The sequence below is a fragment of the Bacillus sp. FDAARGOS_235 genome (assembly GCF_002073415.2).
GTDB lineage: Bacteria > Bacillota > Bacilli > Bacillales > Bacillaceae_G > Bacillus_A > Bacillus_A toyonensis.
Genome location: NZ_CP020437.2, coordinates 1,420,735 through 1,441,068 on the forward strand (window position 1 = coordinate 1,420,735; position 20,334 = coordinate 1,441,068).

Annotated in this window: 17 protein-coding genes, 2 other RNA genes, 1 pseudogene and 2 riboswitches; of the genes and pseudogenes, 5 read left to right on the plus strand and 15 right to left on the minus strand. The window is 35.5% G+C overall.

Going from position 1 to position 20,334, the window contains the following annotated elements; genetic code table 11:
• Positions 1–52: 52 nt before the first annotated feature.
• From A6J74_RS08870 to A6J74_RS08885, 4 genes are all read right to left on the minus strand, one after another.
• Positions 53–778, minus strand: a complete 726-nt coding sequence (locus tag A6J74_RS08870) for a P-type ATPase actuator domain-containing protein (protein ID WP_000967618.1) — start codon at positions 776–778, stop codon at positions 53–55.
• Between the two features lie 344 nt (positions 779–1,122).
• Positions 1,123–1,288: riboswitch (M-box (ykoK) riboswitch) on the minus strand.
• Between the two features lie 161 nt (positions 1,289–1,449).
• Entirely contained in the window at positions 1,450–1,836 is a 387-nt protein-coding gene (locus tag A6J74_RS08875; RefSeq protein WP_000606849.1) for a DUF350 domain-containing protein, read from the minus strand.
• Positions 1,833–3,068 carry a glutathionylspermidine synthase family protein gene (locus A6J74_RS08880; RefSeq protein WP_000084942.1) on the minus strand — a complete coding sequence of 412 codons (1,236 nt, stop codon included), beginning with the start codon at positions 3,066–3,068 and terminating at the stop codon, positions 1,833–1,835. Before A6J74_RS08880 ends, A6J74_RS08875 begins: the two co-directional genes overlap by 4 nt.
• A 3-nt stretch (positions 3,069–3,071) precedes the next feature.
• Positions 3,072–3,383: a hypothetical protein gene (locus tag A6J74_RS08885; RefSeq protein ID WP_000169030.1), complete on the minus strand. Its 312-nt coding sequence runs from the start codon at positions 3,381–3,383 to the stop codon at positions 3,072–3,074.
• A 753-nt stretch (positions 3,384–4,136) separates the two neighbouring features.
• Here A6J74_RS08885 and A6J74_RS30390 point away from each other — a divergent pair.
• Positions 4,137–5,266: pseudogene (locus A6J74_RS30390) on the plus strand (RNA-guided endonuclease InsQ/TnpB family protein).
• Positions 5,267–5,414: 148 nt separating this feature from the next.
• Complete coding sequence (locus A6J74_RS08900; RefSeq protein ID WP_001235522.1) at positions 5,415–5,864, plus strand: hypothetical protein; 450 nt, start codon at positions 5,415–5,417, stop codon at positions 5,862–5,864.
• A gap of 54 nt (positions 5,865–5,918) precedes the next feature.
• Here A6J74_RS08900 and ssrS (A6J74_RS08905) read toward each other — a convergent pair.
• From ssrS (A6J74_RS08905) to A6J74_RS08925, 5 genes are all read right to left on the minus strand, one after another.
• A non-coding RNA gene (ssrS, locus tag A6J74_RS08905) (6S RNA) lies at positions 5,919–6,102 on the minus strand.
• Positions 6,103–6,123: 21 nt separating this feature from the next.
• A non-coding RNA gene (ssrS, locus tag A6J74_RS08910) (6S RNA) lies at positions 6,124–6,307 on the minus strand.
• A 116-nt stretch (positions 6,308–6,423) separates the two neighbouring features.
• On the minus strand, positions 6,424–7,257 hold the full coding sequence (locus tag A6J74_RS08915) for a sulfurtransferase (protein ID WP_000637578.1): 834 nt from the start codon (positions 7,255–7,257) through the stop codon (positions 6,424–6,426).
• A 2-nt stretch (positions 7,258–7,259) separates the two neighbouring features.
• Complete coding sequence (locus tag A6J74_RS08920; protein ID WP_000451820.1) at positions 7,260–7,532, minus strand: YpbS family protein; 273 nt, start codon at positions 7,530–7,532, stop codon at positions 7,260–7,262.
• 30 nt (positions 7,533–7,562) lie between these two features.
• On the minus strand, positions 7,563–8,021 hold the full coding sequence (locus tag A6J74_RS08925) for a GNAT family N-acetyltransferase (RefSeq protein ID WP_000011413.1): 459 nt from the start codon (positions 8,019–8,021) through the stop codon (positions 7,563–7,565).
• Between the two features lie 72 nt (positions 8,022–8,093).
• Here A6J74_RS08925 and A6J74_RS08930 point away from each other — a divergent pair, with 72 nt between their 5' ends.
• Positions 8,094–8,348: a DUF3931 domain-containing protein gene (locus A6J74_RS08930; RefSeq protein ID WP_000369740.1), complete on the plus strand. Its 255-nt coding sequence runs from the start codon at positions 8,094–8,096 to the stop codon at positions 8,346–8,348.
• 3 nt (positions 8,349–8,351) lie between these two features.
• Here A6J74_RS08930 and A6J74_RS08935 read toward each other — a convergent pair whose 3' ends face one another.
• On the minus strand, positions 8,352–12,011 hold the full coding sequence (locus A6J74_RS08935) for a dynamin family protein (RefSeq protein WP_000182115.1): 3,660 nt from the start codon (positions 12,009–12,011) through the stop codon (positions 8,352–8,354).
• 553 nt (positions 12,012–12,564) lie between these two features.
• Here A6J74_RS08935 and A6J74_RS08945 point away from each other — a divergent pair.
• Positions 12,565–13,728, plus strand: a complete 1,164-nt coding sequence (locus A6J74_RS08945; protein WP_000193176.1) for a DUF418 domain-containing protein — start codon at positions 12,565–12,567, stop codon at positions 13,726–13,728.
• A gap of 15 nt (positions 13,729–13,743) precedes the next feature.
• Here A6J74_RS08945 and pbuX read toward each other — a convergent pair whose 3' ends face one another.
• The 3 genes from pbuX to A6J74_RS08960 form a co-directional block, all read right to left on the minus strand.
• Complete coding sequence (gene pbuX / locus A6J74_RS08950) at positions 13,744–15,066, minus strand: xanthine permease PbuX (protein WP_000809217.1); 1,323 nt, start codon at positions 15,064–15,066, stop codon at positions 13,744–13,746.
• Between the two features lie 3 nt (positions 15,067–15,069).
• Positions 15,070–15,663 (minus strand): xanthine phosphoribosyltransferase, encoded by a 594-nt coding sequence (locus tag A6J74_RS08955; protein ID WP_000866477.1) that lies wholly within the window; start codon positions 15,661–15,663, stop codon positions 15,070–15,072.
• Positions 15,664–15,770: 107 nt separating this feature from the next.
• Positions 15,771–15,872, minus strand: a riboswitch (purine riboswitch).
• A 116-nt stretch (positions 15,873–15,988) separates the two neighbouring features.
• Entirely contained in the window at positions 15,989–16,735 is a 747-nt protein-coding gene (locus A6J74_RS08960; RefSeq protein WP_000628451.1) for a type I methionyl aminopeptidase, read from the minus strand.
• Positions 16,736–17,332: 597 nt separating this feature from the next.
• On the opposite strand from A6J74_RS08960, the gene mphL reads away from it, so the two are divergent.
• Positions 17,333–18,229, plus strand: coding sequence for a macrolide 2'-phosphotransferase MphL (gene mphL / locus A6J74_RS08965; RefSeq protein ID WP_001094127.1), 897 nt, complete (start codon positions 17,333–17,335; stop codon positions 18,227–18,229).
• A gap of 54 nt (positions 18,230–18,283) precedes the next feature.
• On the opposite strand, the gene A6J74_RS08970 is transcribed toward mphL, so the two are convergent.
• Positions 18,284–18,757, minus strand: a complete 474-nt coding sequence (locus A6J74_RS08970; protein WP_000386699.1) for a GNAT family N-acetyltransferase — start codon at positions 18,755–18,757, stop codon at positions 18,284–18,286.
• A gap of 46 nt (positions 18,758–18,803) precedes the next feature.
• Entirely contained in the window at positions 18,804–20,321 is a 1,518-nt protein-coding gene (ypwA, locus tag A6J74_RS08975; RefSeq protein WP_000215061.1) for a carboxypeptidase, read from the minus strand.
• Between the last annotated feature and the right edge of the window lie 13 nt (positions 20,322–20,334).

The window sequence follows — 20,334 nt, forward strand, 5'->3', positions numbered from 1 at the left end:
TTCAACTTTGTCTATTATACATTGTTTTTATATATTTAGCATCATTAACACATTAAGACGTTCTACTGCAACAAGTATGAAGTATTCCTGAATACGTATTTTTACCTGTTGAAACAACTACAGCCTTTGCATTTCCACCAATAATATTAGTACCTTTAAAACATACATTTTCAAGTTCAAGTGGATTATAGTCTTTCATCCGTTTTAATGGAATAAATCTTTTACGTTCAAGGTGGTAGCAACTTTCAAATTTCTCAACATTTGCATCGTTCCCTGTCAACACAGATTCATTTACCAATAAATCATTTGCATAAATGATACGTACATCTGCCGGTACTATATCACCTTCTGAAAGAAAAATCATATCTCCTGGTACAAGTTCTTGTACTGGTAACTTCATCATTTTCAGTTCGTTATTTAGCCCTGTACTACTAGCACATTCTACTCTAGACACAGTAATTGTTTCACATTGCAATTGATCACGCACATGTTGTTTTGAAAAACCTGGAATCATTCCACTTAACTTCATTATTACTTCTGCAATACGCGCTCTTTTTGAAGTCAATTCATTTCGACCGTATACTTGAATACGTTTTTGCGCCTCTTTCATAGATAATCCGTCTCTTGTTGTTTTAAAATACGCAAATACAGATTTTACATCTCTTGTTGCAATTTCAATTAATAAATCTTTATTTTTTTGAAGCATTGTTTGTTCTTTCATTGATTTTTTACTTTGTTTATATGACGTGTTACCCACAGTTTTGTTTACATATAACATATTATCGTCTCCTCCTTTACAACATAGGAAGAAACGCTTTGTTTCTCAATTTATCCACTTTACCGTGAAAGTGTCTAGCGCTTAATTATGTATATAAACGCTACATTATGATAAATATAGAGGGAGGAACAAGTCGTTTCCTGCCTACATCATATATTTTTGATTTGAAGTATATGGGTAACGGAACCGAGTCAGAATTTGACATGCTCCTCACCTCCTCGTTTATTTTTATAGTTTATATTATGAAATGACTCATAGATTGGTAACAAAAAAGACCCTTACTCATAAGAGAGCAAAGGTCATTGCATACACAAATAAACGATTCCTAATATAATTAGAAATCTACGGACCTCTCCCTCGCCGAGTTTTAGCACTGTATAGCATAGGTTCATTACCAGCTACGTTAAGAAAAACCTTAATTCGATCATTCCTGTTGACCCATTGGCGTCTCTCGACATTTTTGGGCAGTAGCATTTCTCTATACAGGAGCCTCACCTAACAGAGACTTATTTTAATTACATAGAAAATGTTACTCTTATTTAAAATAGATGTCAACACTTTGTATGGAAACTTTTCCTTATTACAGAAAAGCCCTCTCTGTTGTTAGCCTATTTTCTCATATATAGTACAAGTTAGCGAACGAAAAAAACTTACGTATAAAACGTAAGTTTTTAGTAAGTTACACAACCAGCAATTACAATACCAATTGAAAGTGATAAAAACATAAGAAACAGGCCGACTGCTTGATTATCTTCTTCAAGGCTTTTATTTATATTAAAGCGTGGTGTAAGCCACTCAGCTAAATAATAAACAATAATTTGGGCCAAAATACCAACCGCTCCCCACGAAACCATATCCAAAAGTGAAATGGAATTAGCGGCCGTTGAATATAAAACGATAGCTAGCCCGAGTACCCTTCCTCCAAGTACATAACTGACCGCTTTGTTACCCTGAGCCATTAACTTAAATTCTTTCACTTTCGTTGTCACTTCCATAAGGAACAAACCTATACATAAAAGTGCGAGTGATACTGCTAAATATAGTAAAAAATTAATCATTTATTTTCCCCCTTCTTAATACCTACTGGTAAATAATAAGATTCATTTCCTGTAATCTTTTCCCCAGCACGTATACCGATACTGCTCGCTTTTCCAGCGATTAAAAACGCCCCAAACACATACGATAGTTTCTCCACTCCTTTTTCAGTTTCCAAACATACAACTGGAAGCTCTATATACTTTTGAAATATCGGCAATGACGTTTTATATGTTTCATGTGCATTTCGAATCATAATATTCGTGTCTTTATCGCGAATTGTAATTGTGTCACCTTCCCTACCAAACGAAGGTTTTTGAACGAAAGAACCTTTTCCTAAAAATAAATCTGGTTCTAAATATGTAGGTAGCATATATTCTTTAACCCACTGTTGTTCCTCATTTGTATAAAAAGCCCCTTCTTCTGCTAATCCCCAAATAAGACACTGAATTGATTTTGGCTGAAGTAAAAAGGCAGACAAAGGATTTATAATAAAGAGATTTCCGTCTTTTACAAGTTGCAGCAGTTCCACACCTACCAAATCTCCTGTTTCAGGATCTTGATCCTCAATTAAATCTTCTATCGGATACGTTTGGCGATATAAAACATCAATCTTCGCCCCATCTTTATCAACTAGAGCATCTTTCGTAATTCTAAGTTCTGACATTGGCACTACTTTATTTTCAACATGGCATAACTGACTTAAATACATAGTCGTATTCCAATCCTCAATATGTTCATGATGTGCTGTAAAAACAACATTTGGATTGTCTAATCCCTTTGTCGCTTCCATTACAGCTTTCGTAACACCAGAAGATAGTAATCGTTCTTGATCCGAGTTTGGATCATCATAACCTAGGTTTTCACAAACTTTTCCATTCATTTGAAAGCATTCCATAATAAAAGTTGGTGTATCACTATTAAACTCAAGCATTTTAATTTGGTTATCAACCGTTATAACGAAATCAAATCGTGAAATAACAGATTCAGGAAATAATCCTATCATTCTAATGAATGATAAGCTCGCAGGAGGAAAACCAAGCTCAAGAAGCTGTTCGTCACTTAAATTTCGCAAAAGTCTAGCAGTCTTAAAAAATATTTTACCCATTCGTTCAGTCGCTAAGTGTAATTGTTCCAAAGTCTGATTTGTTATAGAAAAAACATGAAACAAACTATATTCACATTCATATAAATCCGACCAAAAATTCGGATATTTTAAATAAAATTCTTTTCGATCCCTTATGTATTGCGACATATTTTAGCCTCCAAATCCTCCCTTTGAACCGCTTCCAATTCCACCTTTAAATTCAGCAGACGATTGATACGATTTAAACGCCGATGAATTTTTAAAAGTGGATTTATTTTGATAGTATCGCCCACCATAGAAATAATGCCCACGATAACCTGAACTACTATCATCACACTGCCATACCCCAAGTTCATCATCCCAATCCCAATCAGAACAACTATTATCATTCGGTTTTGGGGGAAGATCTTGTGCGCAACCAAATAAAGTGCCAGTCATTAAAGACGTTACGACACCACCTACTAGCCATTTCGTTTTTGTCACCTTCGCACTCCCCTTTTTAAATTCTATTCCTATTATATAGGATGGCATGATAAAGTAGAAGAAAAAGGAAGAAGAGGGTAACTAACTGTTACGATTTATTTAACCGATTATAACCAATGTTAATTAAATATATCAGTAAGCCCTGCTAGTCAAGTGATTGGCTAGTAGTGAGGGTTAACTGCGGGCAATCCCTAAAGCTGATTGAACTACAACGTGGCTAGAAATAGCGAGCGTGAATGTCGCGAAAGCAGAAAAAATCAATCAGATGATGCAAGGTTAAATCCTAAACATTAGAACAATGGGTCTTCCGCCTCGAATCATCTAAGTCAAAAGTGATAAGATGAACGTTCAACGACTATCTCGTATAACTGACGAGAGTACATCACAAGCCTATGGTGCTGGAAAAATCCTCTATCCCTAAAGAGATAAACATATAGTCTGCGCTCATGTGAAAACATGAGAAGTTCATAAGAGAACTGGCTAAGGAATTGCGCCCTTAGTTGAACGAGATAAATTTAATTAAATCTATCAAACCTCATTGAATATATCGAACATACGTACTATTGTAGGTTCAATGAGATAAGAATAATAATGAAATTTTTACGAGTTAGTCAAGTATCAGAATTAACAGGTTTGCATCCGAGTAGTCTTACGAGAATGCTGGTGGAACACGCTACTATTCAGAGGAATCCATCTTTCATTATCTAAAAGATGAGTGTCCGAATAATCGCACAGTAAAGGAATAGGCTTCTGATGATATTGGCGAAGAAAGTCAGACTAATTCCAACGCCTGAACAAGAAAAAGTGCTTAGAAACCATGCTGGCGCTGCAAGATTCGCTTATAACTATTGTAAAAGAATGAGTGATAGATACTATAAGCTATTTGGAAAATCTGTTTCACAGTTAGCTTTACAGAAACGATTTACAAAGATCAAGAAGTGAAAGAGATATGAGTGGTTAAATGACATCAACGCACAAGTTCCTAAACAGGCTTCAAAAGATTTTGATACGGCGAGGAAAAATTCGTTCAAAAAGTACAAAAATGGTTTTCACACTTCTTATAAATCTAAAAAGATTTAATCCAGGGATTTTATGCCAATTATGAAAGACTGATTATAGGAAAAAAAGTAGTTCATATTCAGTCTATTGGAGAAGTGAAAACAAGCCAACAACTACCAAGGAACAAAAAAACATCAAATCCAAGAGTTACCTTTGATGGTCGTCACTGGTGGATTTGTGTAGGGTTTGAAGAATCCTTTGAATTCCAAGAACTAACCCATGAGTCGATTGGTGTGGATGTTGGTTTAAAAGAGCTTTTTGTAGCTTCTAATGGTATGAAAGAACGAAATATAAACAAAGATGCTAAGGTTAAAAAACTTTTGAAAAGGAAAAAGTCAGCACAAAGAGATATGTCTAGGAGATTTAAAAATGGTGTAAAAATTCAGTCTGCCGGATATGAAAAAGCGAAAGCTGAGCACCTGCGGTTATCTAGGAAAATTACGAATATCCGAAATAACCATATCCATCAAGCAACAGCTACATTGGTGAAAACCAAACCAATGAGGATTGTTGTGGAAGACTTATCTATCTCAAACCTGTTAAAAAACAAAAAACTATCGAAGGCACTTTCCTTTCAAAAATTAAACTTCTTCTTTCAATGTTTGTCATACAAGTGCGAGAAGTATGGCATTGAGTATGTAAAAGCTGATAAATGGTTCGCTTCAAGCAAGATTTGCTCATGTTGCGGAGTTAAATACGACCATTCAGTTCAACCAGAAGGACAGTGGAGTTTAAAGATTCGTGAGTGGCGTTGTGTTCCATGCAATAGCCATCACGATAGGGATGTAAATGCTTCGATAAATTTATCAAGATGGGTAAAATAAATGCTTGATAATAGGAGGTAACGATACTGCCTCGTGTGGAGTGTTACACCCCTCGTCCCTTCGGGGTTGCGAGAACACGATGAAGCACTAACTTGTGTAAATTTGATTGAATTATATAGATTTAGTTAAGTTTATCGTATCGGATAAAATGCGCTTAGAATATCGACTTAATGATGAAACGAAGGGGTATCCTGCTTTATGGAACTACGCCAATATTTCTAATTCTGAAATTATCGCACGCATGACTTGTGAATATTTTATTAAAGAGAAAAATACTTATGTTGTTACTGCAACTTCGGTTGATCCAGACGGAACAGCAGTTATTTATATTCAAAAAGAAGTTTTCGCCAATGACCCTTCAGACCCTACATACTCCCACATCGGTTTTGAAATTAGAGAACTAAGTGAAACGAGTTCAAGCTTAGTAGATAGTCAAGATGTATGGAACTACGAAGAAATTTTACCATCTCTTCATTCAGATATTATATATATTCAGCGAGACGGCATGTCTATGGAATTCTCCTTGGATTCAAGAGAGATTGATGAAGACAGAAAGTGCTACATTTATTACGGAAACTTCACAGGTGAATCAAGATAATATTGATATATCTATGCAACAAAAAAACCTTACGTATAAAACGTAAGGTTTTTATATAGCCCCACATATGCCGTTCTCTCTAGATGTCCATAAACCTGCTCTCACAGGTGGATGCTCTCACAAATGTTTGTAACTTCCTTCTTAAAAAGATGGCATGTTAGCTACATTTAAATATTGAACTTCCATATTAAACTTATTGGTTTAAGACATGCATAAGCTACGTACACCGTAGGAATTTTATATAAGGTTAGTTGAAATAAGACCCCCCGCACGTGCCGCTCCTCGTAAATGTCCAAAAACCCGCTACTCGCAGGTGGATGCCCTCACAGTTACCGTACATCTTCCTCCACAAGGAAGGCTTGATGATGGTCGCTAAATATTGAGCTTCCGTATAACTAACATCGGTTTTAGACATAAATAAGTTACGTACACCGCAGGATGTATTATTTACTTGTCGTTATATTATCACATTGTTTCCAATGTGTAAAATACAAAGTTTTTCGAGCAACCTCTTGCTTGTGACCTTATTTTAATACAAATTATTTTTGCATGCAAGTGATTAATCTTCTTCTTTTGCAATTTGATTTTCTGGATAAGAAATCCAATCACTCCAGCTACCTGCATACAATTTAACATTTTGGAATCCAGCCAATTTTAACGTAATGATATTTGGACATGCCGTAACACCAGAACCACAATATACAATGGTTTCCTTATCTTTCGACAGATTTTGGAATCGTTCTTGTTGCTCAGCTTCATTCTTAAATTGTCCTGATTGCAACATTCCATCCTTCCAAAAATAGTTTGCTGCTGTCGGAATATGTCCTGCTTTATGATCGACAAGTTCCTCTACACCAGCATAACGTTTCGGCTCTCTTGAATCAATTAACGTAACATCTGCACCTGCCTGGATATTCTCTCTTACTGTTTCCATCGATACAAGCATATGATCTTGTATGTTTGTTTTGAATGTTTTTCGTATAACAACAGGAATTTCCGTTGTTGTCAGTAGTCCATTCTCTTTCCAAACCGGGAAACCACCATCTAATATATATACTTTCTCATGTCCTACATAGTTACATAGCCACCATAAACGAGCAGCATTTGCACCAGCTTGACTGTCATACGCAATTACTGTCGTATGTTCATCAATACCAACCTCCGAAAGCTTGTCCGCAAACTCTTCAATGCTTGGCAACGGATGGCGGCCACCATGTTCTGCTATAGGACTTGATAAATCTAAATTCAAATCAAAATATAACGCATGAGGAATATGTTCTTCTTCATACTTTTCTCTACCCCAATTAGGATTCGCTAAATCAAAACGACAATCGATTACACGGACGTTCTCATCTTCTATATGCTCACGTAACCATTCGACTGTAACTATCATCTTTAACGACCTTCTTTCTCTTGTAAACGACTTACATACTCCATAACCATTTCTTCTGTAACATATTTACGCTGTAAGGTAACACCATTTTTTGCAAGATCATTAATTTGCTTTGTTACAACATTAATGACATCAACCGAAAATTCTTTCCCATTTGACGCAAGAGATACGGCTGCTTCAATAGCTGCTTCACGCTGCGCATCTAATTGTAAACATGCTTTTACACTTTCATTTTGTTTACGAGAATGTGCTGTAATTGCTTTATGTACTTCCATCTTCTCTTCCCCCTAAATAAGTTATACGTTCTAATTCAATTCCATTGCAAGCCGAATCATATCACAGCATACAATGCCATTTTCAATAATCTCTTCTTCATAATGCTTCGAAAAGTAATCAAAATCAATAGAAAAAATACGAAATCCACATTTTTGATATAAAGCAAGTTGTGAAACACTAGAATTGCCTGTACCAATTTCAAGTTTTGACATACCATATCCTTTAGCAGTTTCTACGGCATGCCTTAATAGCTTCTTCCCAATCCCTTTTCCTTGCAAATGCTCTGCAACCGCAATATTCATGATTTCCATCGTCTTCGGCCTTGTTTCCAAAAGAACATACACACCGATGACGCTGCCCCCTTGCTTTGCTACGTATGTTAACCCTCTTTGTACATATATAGCTATTTGCCGTTCACTTGGATCAGCAAGTAGCAATAAAGACTTCGGTATAGCCTCTTTTAAAATACGTTCTATTACAAAAGACATAAAAAATCCCCCCATCTCTATTGTTCTAAACCCTCCTTGTCTACCATAAATAATAGAAAGGAGGGATTCACCATGGACAACAATGAGAAAAAATGCAACGTCATCTCTATTGATGGAAAGAAGAAGAAAAGCGACACGTATTCCTATCCAAAATTAGTAGTTGAAAATAAAACATACGAATTTTCTTCATTCGTCTTATGCGGTGAAACACCAGATGGCAGACGACTCGTTCTTACTCATATGATTTCTACCGATGAATTTGCTGGATTTGTCAAATCTTTAGATACTGTACTGCAAAAGAAAATTGAACGAATCTTTTTCTCATAACGACTATATAACATAAATTTCTTTTTCAATCTCTACTAACTGCTTGTGCAATTGTTCTTTACTTTGTTCATATAGAAATACATCGATCGTTTCAGCCAATGCAAACAATATACTTTCATAATAGTTCATCACATCTTGTTGCATCAATTTTTGGAATAAGTTCCACTTCATATCCCATTCTTGCTTATAATGATGAACAAATAAATCTTTTTCATCGGCTACATAGTTTGATACAAGCGGTTCTAATACAGATTTAGCGTCTTCTTGCATAAAAGCTTTGTCATTCTTTTCAAAAAAGCTTTTCTCATTTTTAAAATGTGCCAGTGCTTTTTTGAAATCTTTTATTTCAACTGAAGGGAACGGTTCTTTATGTGTAATATCTTTATATTCATACTCCACTGTTCCATTCATAGAAATTGATTGATTTTCTACTTTACAGTTCACTACAATTTCGTCCTTTGCACGCTTCATCGCTTCGTCTATCCATTTTTCAAGACGTAATGATGTCGCACGCATTTCTTGTAATAAATCATGCTGAATAAATGCTACTAATTCCATAACACACTGTTGCAATTGTGTTTTCACATTTCCATCCGTTCGAAGTGACGCCGGATTAATAAATTCAGTAAACACATCGTTATAACGTAGGAATAGACGCTGTTGCACGTAATAAAGCAACTCTTTCACTTCATTTTGCATCGCCTGTTCTTCAGCAAGTACACTATATGATGAAATGATATGAAGTAGTTGATCACGCTCTGCTTCATATTTTTTCGTTTGCTTCTCTTTCTCTTCATTCCCCTGCTTTGCACCATTTATCATGTTTACTAAAAGCTGATCTGCCCCTTTCAACGCACCATATAGAGCATGCACAGAAACAAGCATTAAATCTCTCATCATAAAGGACGTAAATGATTCCTCAAACTTAGTAATTCCAGAGTTTTGTAAAATACCATACTTCTCTTTTTTAACATTCTTTCCTTGTTTCTCTTCAAGCGCACATAAACTTGAAATTGCAAATAAACGCGGATTTCTAATACCGTATTGCAGTAGCTGATCTGCGATATAACCTTTTACCATTTCAAGTTCTTCTTCAGACTCTGCTAAATCCGCCGCATTAATTAAGAAGAACATTTTATCAAGAGCAAAAGTATCCTTTACACGACCAAGCTGAATTAAAAATTCACGATCAGCACGAGAGAATACATGGTTATAATATGTTACAAATAAAATAGCATCTGCGTTTTTAATATACTGGAATGCAACATCAGTATGGCGAGCATTAATAGAATCCGCTCCAGGTGTGTCTACAAGCGCTACTCCCTGCCTTGTTAAAGCACAATCATAATAAAGCTCCATATACTCAACGAAGCATGATTTTTCTTCATTCGCTACATAATCAGAGAACTCTTCTAATGTGACTTGTACTTGTTCTCCTAAATAAGTAGAAACTGCATCATACCCTTTTTGTACCGCTCGTAAAAAGCTAAATGTTGTTTTTTGCTTCCCAGTCGGTGAAGGATATTTCATAACTTTATCAATTTGTGCTAACGCCTCATCTAACGTAGTAAACTCATAATGAAACAGCTTATAAACAGCTTTCATATCTTCTAATAGAGCTTGCTTTGATTTGAATTGAACCATTACTGTTCCGTGTGGTTTTTCCTCTGTAACCGGCAAAATTTGATTAATCGTTGCCGTCGTCGGATTTGGTGATACAGGAAGTACCTTCTCACCAAGTAAGGCATTGGCAAATGATGATTTCCCAGCACTAAAAGCTCCGAATAACGCTACTGTAAATTGTTTCGTTTCCACACGACGCCTTTTTTCTATCACCTCTTGCTGTACATGTTTCAGCGCTGGCAATGGCTCTAATATCATTTCAGCTTTCTTCACTTTCTCTAATATACGCTGAATATTTAAAGCTGCCGTTCCTTTTATCTCTTCTTCATGAGCCGCTACATTATCATTTACAATTTCCTGCTCTTGTAGTGTGAATTTCTCACTAACAATTTGTTTTTCACGTTGCAATATCTCCTCTATTTGCAATCCTTCTGGTGTAGCCACACGCTCGTGCCAAACATTTTGTAAATAACTTTCATATGTCTCTAAACTGTTACTGTATTGTAATTCCGTCTCTTTTGCCGTTTGCAACATCGTATATTTTTCAATCTCTTCTTCCATACGAGCAACTGCTTCCTTCACTTTTTGCTTTAAAACGACTGCACTTTTATCAAAAATTTGCTGTGCTTTTGTAAAATAACGTTTCTTCAGTTCATTCGCTACATCCGCTGTATAAAGAAGTAAGTAATCACCTGTGAAACCTGCACCTTGTTTAATGACTTCAGCTAACATTTCTGGTCCAAAAGCAATTTCTAAAGCATATATGTCTTTCCCAATTTCCTCCGTGAACAATCCTTCTTCTTTTAAGAAGGCTACAATAAATTCTTTCACATGAAAATCAAGTTGCGTTTCAACAGTCTTTTGAAGGGCAGAATAAAACGCCTCTACACGTCTTTGTTTTTCTTGCTCCGTCTTTCCTTTCGCAAATAGCAAACCAACTTTAAACTTTGTTAATTTCGTTTCTAAATATGCATTTGCCAATTCTCTCATTTCAAATGGCATTAAATACGCGTTATCTAATATAGCTTGTAAACCTTTTATAAATTCGTTTCTCACATGAGATTCTTTACTAGCCTCGCGATGTTTAGTTTCCGTTAGCTCTTCTTTCTTTTCAACTATTTCTGAAATCGAAAGCGGTGATGCTAACTCTTCCTCATATGTCAAAAGAGCTTTTTCATTTTCAGAAACAATAAACGAGAAATGTTCTCCCATTAAATATTCTGTTTCTCGCTCCATTCCCTCTCTTACATACTGCTCTTTTTCTTTCATAATAGAAGTAATTAATGTTTCTAAACTTCCAATTTCATTATGTTGATGGTTCATCATTCGTAATGACGTATAATAAACTCCATCTACTTCAATATCCCAGTTAGAAAACGATTGTTTCACACTATCTTTATAATCCTCAAATGATAATTCATTTTCTTTATGTTTATCTATTTGATTTACAACGAGATAAACCGTTTTATTACGTTGTTTCAATTCTTTAACAAATTGCAAATTCACTTCCGATTGGACGTGATTATAATCCATCATATAAAAAATTACGTCTGCTAGATGAAGTGTCGATTCTGTCGCTAGTTGATGGGCATCATCTGTCGAATCAATTCCTGGTGTATCAACTAACATAACTCCCTCAGGAATTGGCGCATCATTTCGATAAATATGAACACCAATTACCTCATCGCCATCTTTACAAATCTGTTTTAATTCTTCTGCTGAATATGCACCGTCATATTCGTACTGTTCTCCAGATTTGACCGTTACAACAACACGATCTAATCCCTTTTCAATTTTGACGACGTTAGCGCTTGTCGGAATCGGACTTGTTGGTAACAACTGCGCTTTATATAGATGATTCATCATCGTTGATTTCCCTGCCGAAAAGTGTCCGCAGAATGCTATCATAAGCTGCTCTTGTTTATATTTTTGAATCACTTCAAACAACTTTAAGCTATTCTCTGCATCGCCGTGTTTTTGCCACTCTTCATAAAAACAAACAAGTTTTTTCATACCGTTTGTCTGTACTATGTTTGTCATCCCCTTGTTCCCCTTTATCCAAGATGTATATACTTTTTCCCGCTATTTGCGAGCTCTTAATCAGTGAGAGATGCATCTCCCCATTGATTACAGTTTCACTTTACTATCATACTAAATTTTCAGCATATTCTCATTAAAAATAAAAAATCCCTTTCATTCTTTTTACAAATGAAAGGGATTTTATGTCATTTTATTCATTTTGCTGTTCCTACTCCATTTAAAACATATTTCGCAATAACTGCATATACAGCGACTGTACCTGCTACTAATGCATATACCATACTCGCGCACCAACCTTTTTTTGATAATGATTATCACTTTTGAATACATTTTATCATTAAAGAGAATCATTATCAACAAATTTCTAAAAAAGAAAGCTCCTTCGGGAAAAGGAGCTTTACTGCCTGTTTTAAAGAAGTTTAAAACTTGCTGTGCACTCTTATTATATCTCATAATACACATCTTAACAGTTTTAAAAATTGGAAATCCCCTCTATCCCCTCCCCCTTACATTTTGTATAATAAAAGGGAATTACTTATTAAGGAGGAAAATAATGACACAAAATCTCACGCAAGGCGAGAGGATACACTCAATTGATATCATTAGGGGAATAGCTGTACTAGGTATTTTTCTTGTTAACTGGCCTATTATTGCTGGAATTGACTCACGTGATCTTTCAGGAGTTTATGAGGGACTAGATAGTTATATCCGTCTAATTTACGATATGTTTATTCAAACAAAGTTTTATACTATCTTTTCGTTTTTATTCGGACTAGGCTTTTATATTTTTATGACTCGTGCTGAAGCGAAAACAGATCGACCAAAAACTTTATTTGTTCGTCGCTTACTTATTTTATTATTATTTGGTTTCTTACATTATGTGCTTTTATGGGACGGAGACATTTTACATACTTATGCAATCGCTGGATTTTTCTTATTTTTATTTTATAAGAGAGAACCTCGTACCATTTTAATATGGGCAATTGCTTTATTAAGTATTTTTCAATTTCTTATACTAATTGCTAGTATTAGTGTTGCCTTAATGTCAAAGGCTGAACTTGGATTCTCCTTACCAGTCATGCCACTTGAAGACTGGGTGTCACAAATACAAAATCGTTTCCATGCATTTTATGCTGATGGAATAGTATTAAATATTACAATGCTCCCAGAAACAGTTGGGCTATTTTTACTTGGTTTATACGCCGGTAAAAAGGATATTTTCCGCCGCACGAAAGAGTTAGATACAAAACTTAAAAAATGGCAAATTATTACGTTCATTTTAACATTACCAATGTGGTTCTTCATGGTTCGTTACTTCTTATCAAAACCATTTTATGAACCAATTTATATGCAGGCCTTTACAATGTTCAGTGGAAAAACATTATTCATCTTCTACATTTTCACGCTAATGCGTTTATTACAAAAAGAAAAATGGCAAACATTATTACGCCCATTCCAATACGTTGGACGAATGGCGTTAACAAATTACATCTCACATACAATTGTTACATTACTTGTATTCGGACTATTGTTCAAAAACGATTATCTTGCTCCATTATGGGTAGGACCTCTATTTTGCATCAGTTTTTATACGTTACAAATCTTTATTAGCCGCTGGTGGCTTTCACATTATCAATACGGGCCACTTGAGTACATTTGGCGGCTTGGTACGTATGGGAAAATGATGCCACTTAAAAAGAAAAGCAAGGTCTCATAATGAGACCTTGCTTTTCTATGCTTCTCTTACTGCATTTTGCATCGAAACTGGCTCTTCTTTTACTTTCCCTTTTCGCTGCGGCACCATATTAAATACAATATTTAAAAGTACTGCTGATGCACTTCCTAGCACAATTCCGTTATCTGTTAAAATACGAATATTTTCTGGAAGTTGTGAGAATAATGTAGGAACGACTGTAACCCCAAGCCCAATTCCGACAGAGCATGCAACAATTAATAAGTTTTCTTGCTTTCCAAAATCAACGCTACTTAACATTTTAATACCATATGCCATAACCATACCGAACATCGCTAACATCGCACCACCAAGTACTGATTTCGGAATGATTGTTGTAATAGCTGCGATTTTTGGAATGAACCCAAGAACGATTAACATACCACCACAAGTATAAATAATAACGCGATTTCTTACTCCTGTTAATTGAACAAGTCCTACGTTTTGAGAGTAAGTTGTATATGGAAATGCGTTAAAAATACCACCTAACACCATCGCTAACCCTTCTGCGCGATAGCCTTTTGTTAATTCTTTTTCACCGATCTTTTTATTACAAATATCAGATAACGCAAAGTATACACCTGTTGCTTCTACAATCCCTACACAAGCAACGAGAATCATCGTAATAATTGGCGTTAATTCAAATGTCGGTGTACCGAAGTAAAACGGCTGAATACCGTGGAACCAATCTGCTTCTCCAACAGCTTGCAAGCTTACTTTCCCCATAAACGCTGCAACGATTGTACCGAACAAAAGACCTAATAAAATAGAAATAGAACGGATAAATCCATCAAAGAAACGATACATAATGATGATAAATAATAATACGCCAAATGCTAACGCTAAGTTTTCAAGACTTCCGAAATCTTTGCTTCCTACTCCGCCAGCCATATCATTAATCGCTGCTGGAACAAGTGTAACTCCAATTACAGTAACAACGGACCCTGTTACGACAGGGGGAAATAATTTTACAAGCTTTCCAAATAATTTCGCAAAAATAACAACAAACAAACCGGCAGCAATAATTGCTCCATAAATAGAAGACACGCCGTATTGTTTCCCAATTGCAATCATCGGTCCAACCGCTGTAAATGTACAACCTAGTACAACTGGAAGTCCAATACCGAAAAAGCGATTTGATAATGCTTGTAAAATTGTTGCAACGCCGCACATTAATAAATCAATTGAGACTAAATATGTTAACTCTTTTTGATTTAAGCCAAGTCCGCCTCCCACAATAAGTGGAACGATAATTGCACCGGCATACATAGCAAGCATATGCTGCATACCTAGCGATGCGATTTTAAATGGATGTTGCTTCATCGCTTATTTCACCTCCGCAGTTTCTTGCTGTACAAATGTAACTGTGCCGTTATCAAGTGATGCAATTTCTGCTAGTGACTCAACACGAACGCCTTGTTCACGAAGCTTCTTTCCTCCATCTTGAAATGCTTTTTCAATAACAATTCCAATTCCCGCAATGCTTGCTCCAGCTTGCTCTACTAAACTCATTAAACCCAAAGCAGCCTGACCGTTTGCTAAAAAGTCATCAATGATCAATACACGATCATTTTCATCAATATGAGTGCGAGATAGTGAAATTTCATTTGTTTCTTGTTTTGTAAATGAATATACGTTTGCAACATACATATTATCTTGTAACGTTAACGATTTACGTTTTCTTGCAAAAATTACTTTTACACCAAGCTCTAATGCAGCCATAACCGCTGGTGCAATGCCAGAAGATTCAATCGTCACGATTTTTGTAATGTTCTCTTCTTTAAAACATTTAGCAAATTCTTTTCCAATCTCTTGCATAAGTACCGGATCAATTTGGTGATTTAAAAATGCATCTACCTTTAATACGTCACCAGATAAAACCTTTCCTTCGTTCAGAATCTTTTCTTGTAATACTTTCATGTTTGTTCCTCCTCTTATGCAATAAAAAAACTCCAAAAGCCGCCACCACTCGTTACAAGTGAGAGACGTGCTTTTGGAGTTTCGCAAAAAAGAATGCTTAACAAGCAAATATATTCGTCCTCACTCATAGTCAAAGTATTTACGGTACTTCGGTAGAAACTTGCAGGCCATATCCCCGCGATTATATGAGTGTAGCTAACTATTTATTTTATAGAAGGATTATAACGCAATTTTTATACTTTGAAAAGTATTTATTAATAAAACACGTACAAATTTTATAAAAACACTATTTTCGTTCGATTTTTGCAAACTCTTACATTCACTATTACAACTTCGTTAAAATGACTGGCCCATCTTTTGTAATCGCAATTGTATGCTCGTATTGAGCAGATAATTTCCCATCCATCGTTCTTGCAGTCCATCCATTTAAATCAACTTTAGAATAGCGCATACCTACATTTACAATCGGCTCAATTGTAATTACCATGCCTTCTTGCAGCTTAGGTCCTTGTCCCTGTTTACCAAAATGAAAAATTGCTGGTTCTTCATGAATCTCTTTACCAATCCCATGCCCCGTAAAATCTCTTGCAACAGAAAAACCTTCAGCATTTGCATAACTTTCAATTGCAAAACCAATATCCCCTACATGATTACCGATTATCGCCTGATCAATTCCTTTATATAAAGCACTCTCAGCCACTAGCAATAACCTTTTTGTTTCGTCAGAAACATCCCCTACTATATATGTCCATGCAGAATCTGATAGCGCACCATTTAAGTTTACTACCATATCAATTGTGACAACATCTCCCTCATTTAAAGGAACATCGGCCGGAAACCCATGACACATTTCATCGTTTACAGACGCACATATCGCATATGGATACCCGTTATAACCTTTCTGCTCAGATGTTGCGCCATGCTTTTCTAAATACACTTCAACAAACGTCTCAATTTCTTGTGTTGTTATTCCCGGTTTTATCATTTTTCCAATTTCTCTATGACATGAAGCAAGTAATTTCCCAGATTCATGCATCAAATCTATTTCACTTTTCGTTTTAATTGTAATCATTCTACCTCTCCTTGCTAAGCTTGCTATTTGCTACTAAAGTTCAATCATACACACCCTCTAGCAAAAATTCCAATTACAAAAGCAAACATCATTTATTTTTATTTTTATTTTTTAATATGCATTTTTTCGGATGTTCATTTAGTGTTTTTTATTGATATTCACTTATAAACAACGTATAGTGTTACTATACTATTAAAAGGAGGGTTTTTAAAAATGATACATGCAGGAAGACTACGTCAGCAAACTTTGAACACTAAGTAACTTAATATGTTCAAAGGCTCTGTTTTCATAAAGCAGAGTAAACGGGATTAGTCTGCACATTTTTAATAATCTTCAACGGAAAAGTACACTTTCTACATGGAGAAAGGCAGATATACATCTGTCTTTTTGTCGTATGTTTTTTCATACAAAGAGAGACCTCTATTTCTTATATCCTCGTTTACTCTTAACCACAGACAGAAGCCCGTCTGTGGTTTTTTTATGATTACATCTTCTTATATCTCACTAATTTGATCCTATTGGTGTAGTTAGGGGAAAATGGTAACAGAAAACGTACTCAAGCATTAAGATTAAAATAAGCATTTGGAGGAAATAAAAATGAACACACTTAAAATTAAACAATTAGCAACTAAGGAAGGCCTAAATATCTTAGAAGATTCAATAAAAATCAATGAATCTGGTGTTGACTTTCAAGTAGCACACGCTAAAGAACAAAACGGAGATAAATGGATACTAAGAATTCCTCGTAGACCAGAATCTATGAGACATGTCCTACAAGAAAAAAAGGCATTGGAAATCATAAAAAACCATGCAGGATTCCAAGTTCCTGATTGGTCTATATTCACTGAAGACTTAATTGCCTATAAGCAACTAAGTGGCGTTCCTGCCGCCACTATTGATATAGAACAACAAGGATATATATGGAGCTTTAATGAAAAAAACGCACCATCTGAATACCATATTTCATTAGGAAAAGTTCTAGCGAATTTACACTCATTACCTCAACAAGGATTTAATAATATCGGTATTGAAATTCTTACTGCTAATGAATTAAGAGCTTCTATGGAACAAAGGATGAATCGAGTGAAGGAACAATACTATGTCAATCAAAAATTATGGGATCGTTGGCAAGCATGGCTAACTGAAGATTCTTTTTGGCCATCTCATGTAGGAGTAACGCATGGGGATATACATCCAGGTCATATCCTGATTGATAAGAAAAATAATGTAACTGGCTTAATCGATTGGACAGAAGTAGGGATAGCTGATGTTTCTATAGATTTCACATCACATTATCTGCTCTTTGGGAAAGATGGACTAACAAAGTTAATCAGCTCTTATGACAATGCTGGTGGTAAAACTTGGCCAAGAATGGATGAACATATTATCGAACTTCTAACAACAAGTAGTATCACTGTTGCTGAATATGCTCAAGTGTCAGGTTTGAAAGAGATGCATGAAGCAGCTGTACACATGCTAGCAACTGAAAGTTAATGTAGTTACAAAAAAAACTTTAAACTAAAAAACAGAAGAACTCTCTTCTGTTTTTTAGTCATTTTTACATATATAATTCATTTTCAAAAACTCAAAACAACTACCGTTCGTCTCCTGGATAAACGTTCCAACTGCTTCAAATCCTGCCCTTTTATATACTTTAATCGCTCTCTCATTAAATGTCGCTACTGATAGTGTTATATAGTTGCAGCCGTATTTTTCTTCACTAAAATCTAGTCCAGCCTTCACGAACTTTAACCCTAATCCATTGCCAGCTATATCAGGTCTCATTCCAAGTCCTATATCAACCGTTTGATTATTCATTTTAGAAAAACTCAAGTAACCAATGAGAGTACCATTTTCCTTCACAGCAAACGTATCGTCTCCTCTCATTTCAGTACTTAAAAACTCTGCTAAATCTTCTTGATCTGCCTCTATATCATAAAAGGAATATTTCCCTTCATAATGCCAGTTGTATGCAATTTCCTCTGCTTCCTTTTGGTTCATTACTGTAAATGTATAATCCATTCTCCCATCCCCTTTAAAAAAAGAGCTGCAATTAAGCAGCTCTTTTTTATAACTCGTAAATCTCTCTATACTTCGCTTCTAAATAATCAGCTAAGTAGTTTGCATTTAGCCCTTCACCTGTTACATCTTCTAAAATTTCAAGTGGCTTTTTCGTTTTGCCATATTGATGAATGTTTTCTGTTAACCACTCACGAATTGGCGTCACGTTACCTTCTTCTAATAATGCATCAAAGTTTGGAATATCTTTTAGCATTCTTTGCTGAAATTGCGCTGCATACATGTAACCAAGCGCATAAGATGGGAAGTATCCAAATGAGCCACCAGCCCAGTGAACATCTTGTAATACACCTTGTGCATCATTTTCTGGACGAATTCCTAAATATGCTTCCATCTTATCATTCCAAGCCGCTGGTAAGTCCTTCACTTGTAGTGTACCATCAAATAATTCTTTCTCAAGCTCATAACGAACCATAACATGAAGCGGATATGTAAGCTCATCTGCTTCTATACGAATGAATGAAGGCTTCGATTCGTTAATCGCATCATAAAACTCATCGACTGATATATCGTTAAATTGACCGTCACTATACTCTTTTAATAAATCATAATTTTTCTTCCAGAATGATTTATTACGACCGATAAAGTTTTCAAAGAATAATGATTGCGATTCATGAATACCCATAGATGTTCCACTACATAGCGGTGTACCCTCAAACTTTTCTGCAATATTTTGTTCATATACAGCATGACCACATTCATGAATTGTTCCAAACACAGCCATACGGAAATCTTTCTCATCATAGCGTGTTGTAATACGAACATCCCCTCTATTTAATGTAATTTCGAAAGGATGTACCGTTTCATCAAGACGCCCTGCTTCAAAGTCATAATTCAATTGCTTTAATAACTCTAATGTAAAGTTCTTTTGTTTTTCTTTCGAAAAGTGTTCCGATAAAGCACTTGTTTTTAATCCCTTTTTAGACTCTGAGATTTCTTTTACAAGCGGCACGATACGCTCACGAAGTTGACCAAATACGTGATCTAACACTTCTACTGTAATACCAGGCTCATACATGTCTAATAATGTATTATATTTATATGTTTCGTAACCCCAATATGTAATAAATTTCTTTTTGAATTCAACAATTTTTTCTAAGTACGGACGGAACATTTCGAAATCAGATTTTTCCCGTGCTTCTTCCCACACACTTTCCGCTTTCGCTTCTAATTTCACATACGCTTCGTATTCAGCTTGTGGAATTTTCTTATTTCTATCATATTCTTTACGACACTCTTCAACCATTTTCTTCGTCGTTTCAGAAAGTTTATCTTCAGATATTAAAGCTTCAAGCTCAGTTAAGTAGTTCCCCATCTCATCTGAAGTCGACATAGCAAACACTTCTGACGAAAGCATCCCTATGACTTCTGAACGCTGATCCACACCTTTTTTTGGTGCACCTGTTCTTAAATCCCAAAACATTAAGCTTAATGCTTCTCCGTAATTTTCTATCTTCTTCACATATGTTAAAAATTGTTTTTCTACTTCATATGTAGCAACTGTCATCGTATAAAAGACC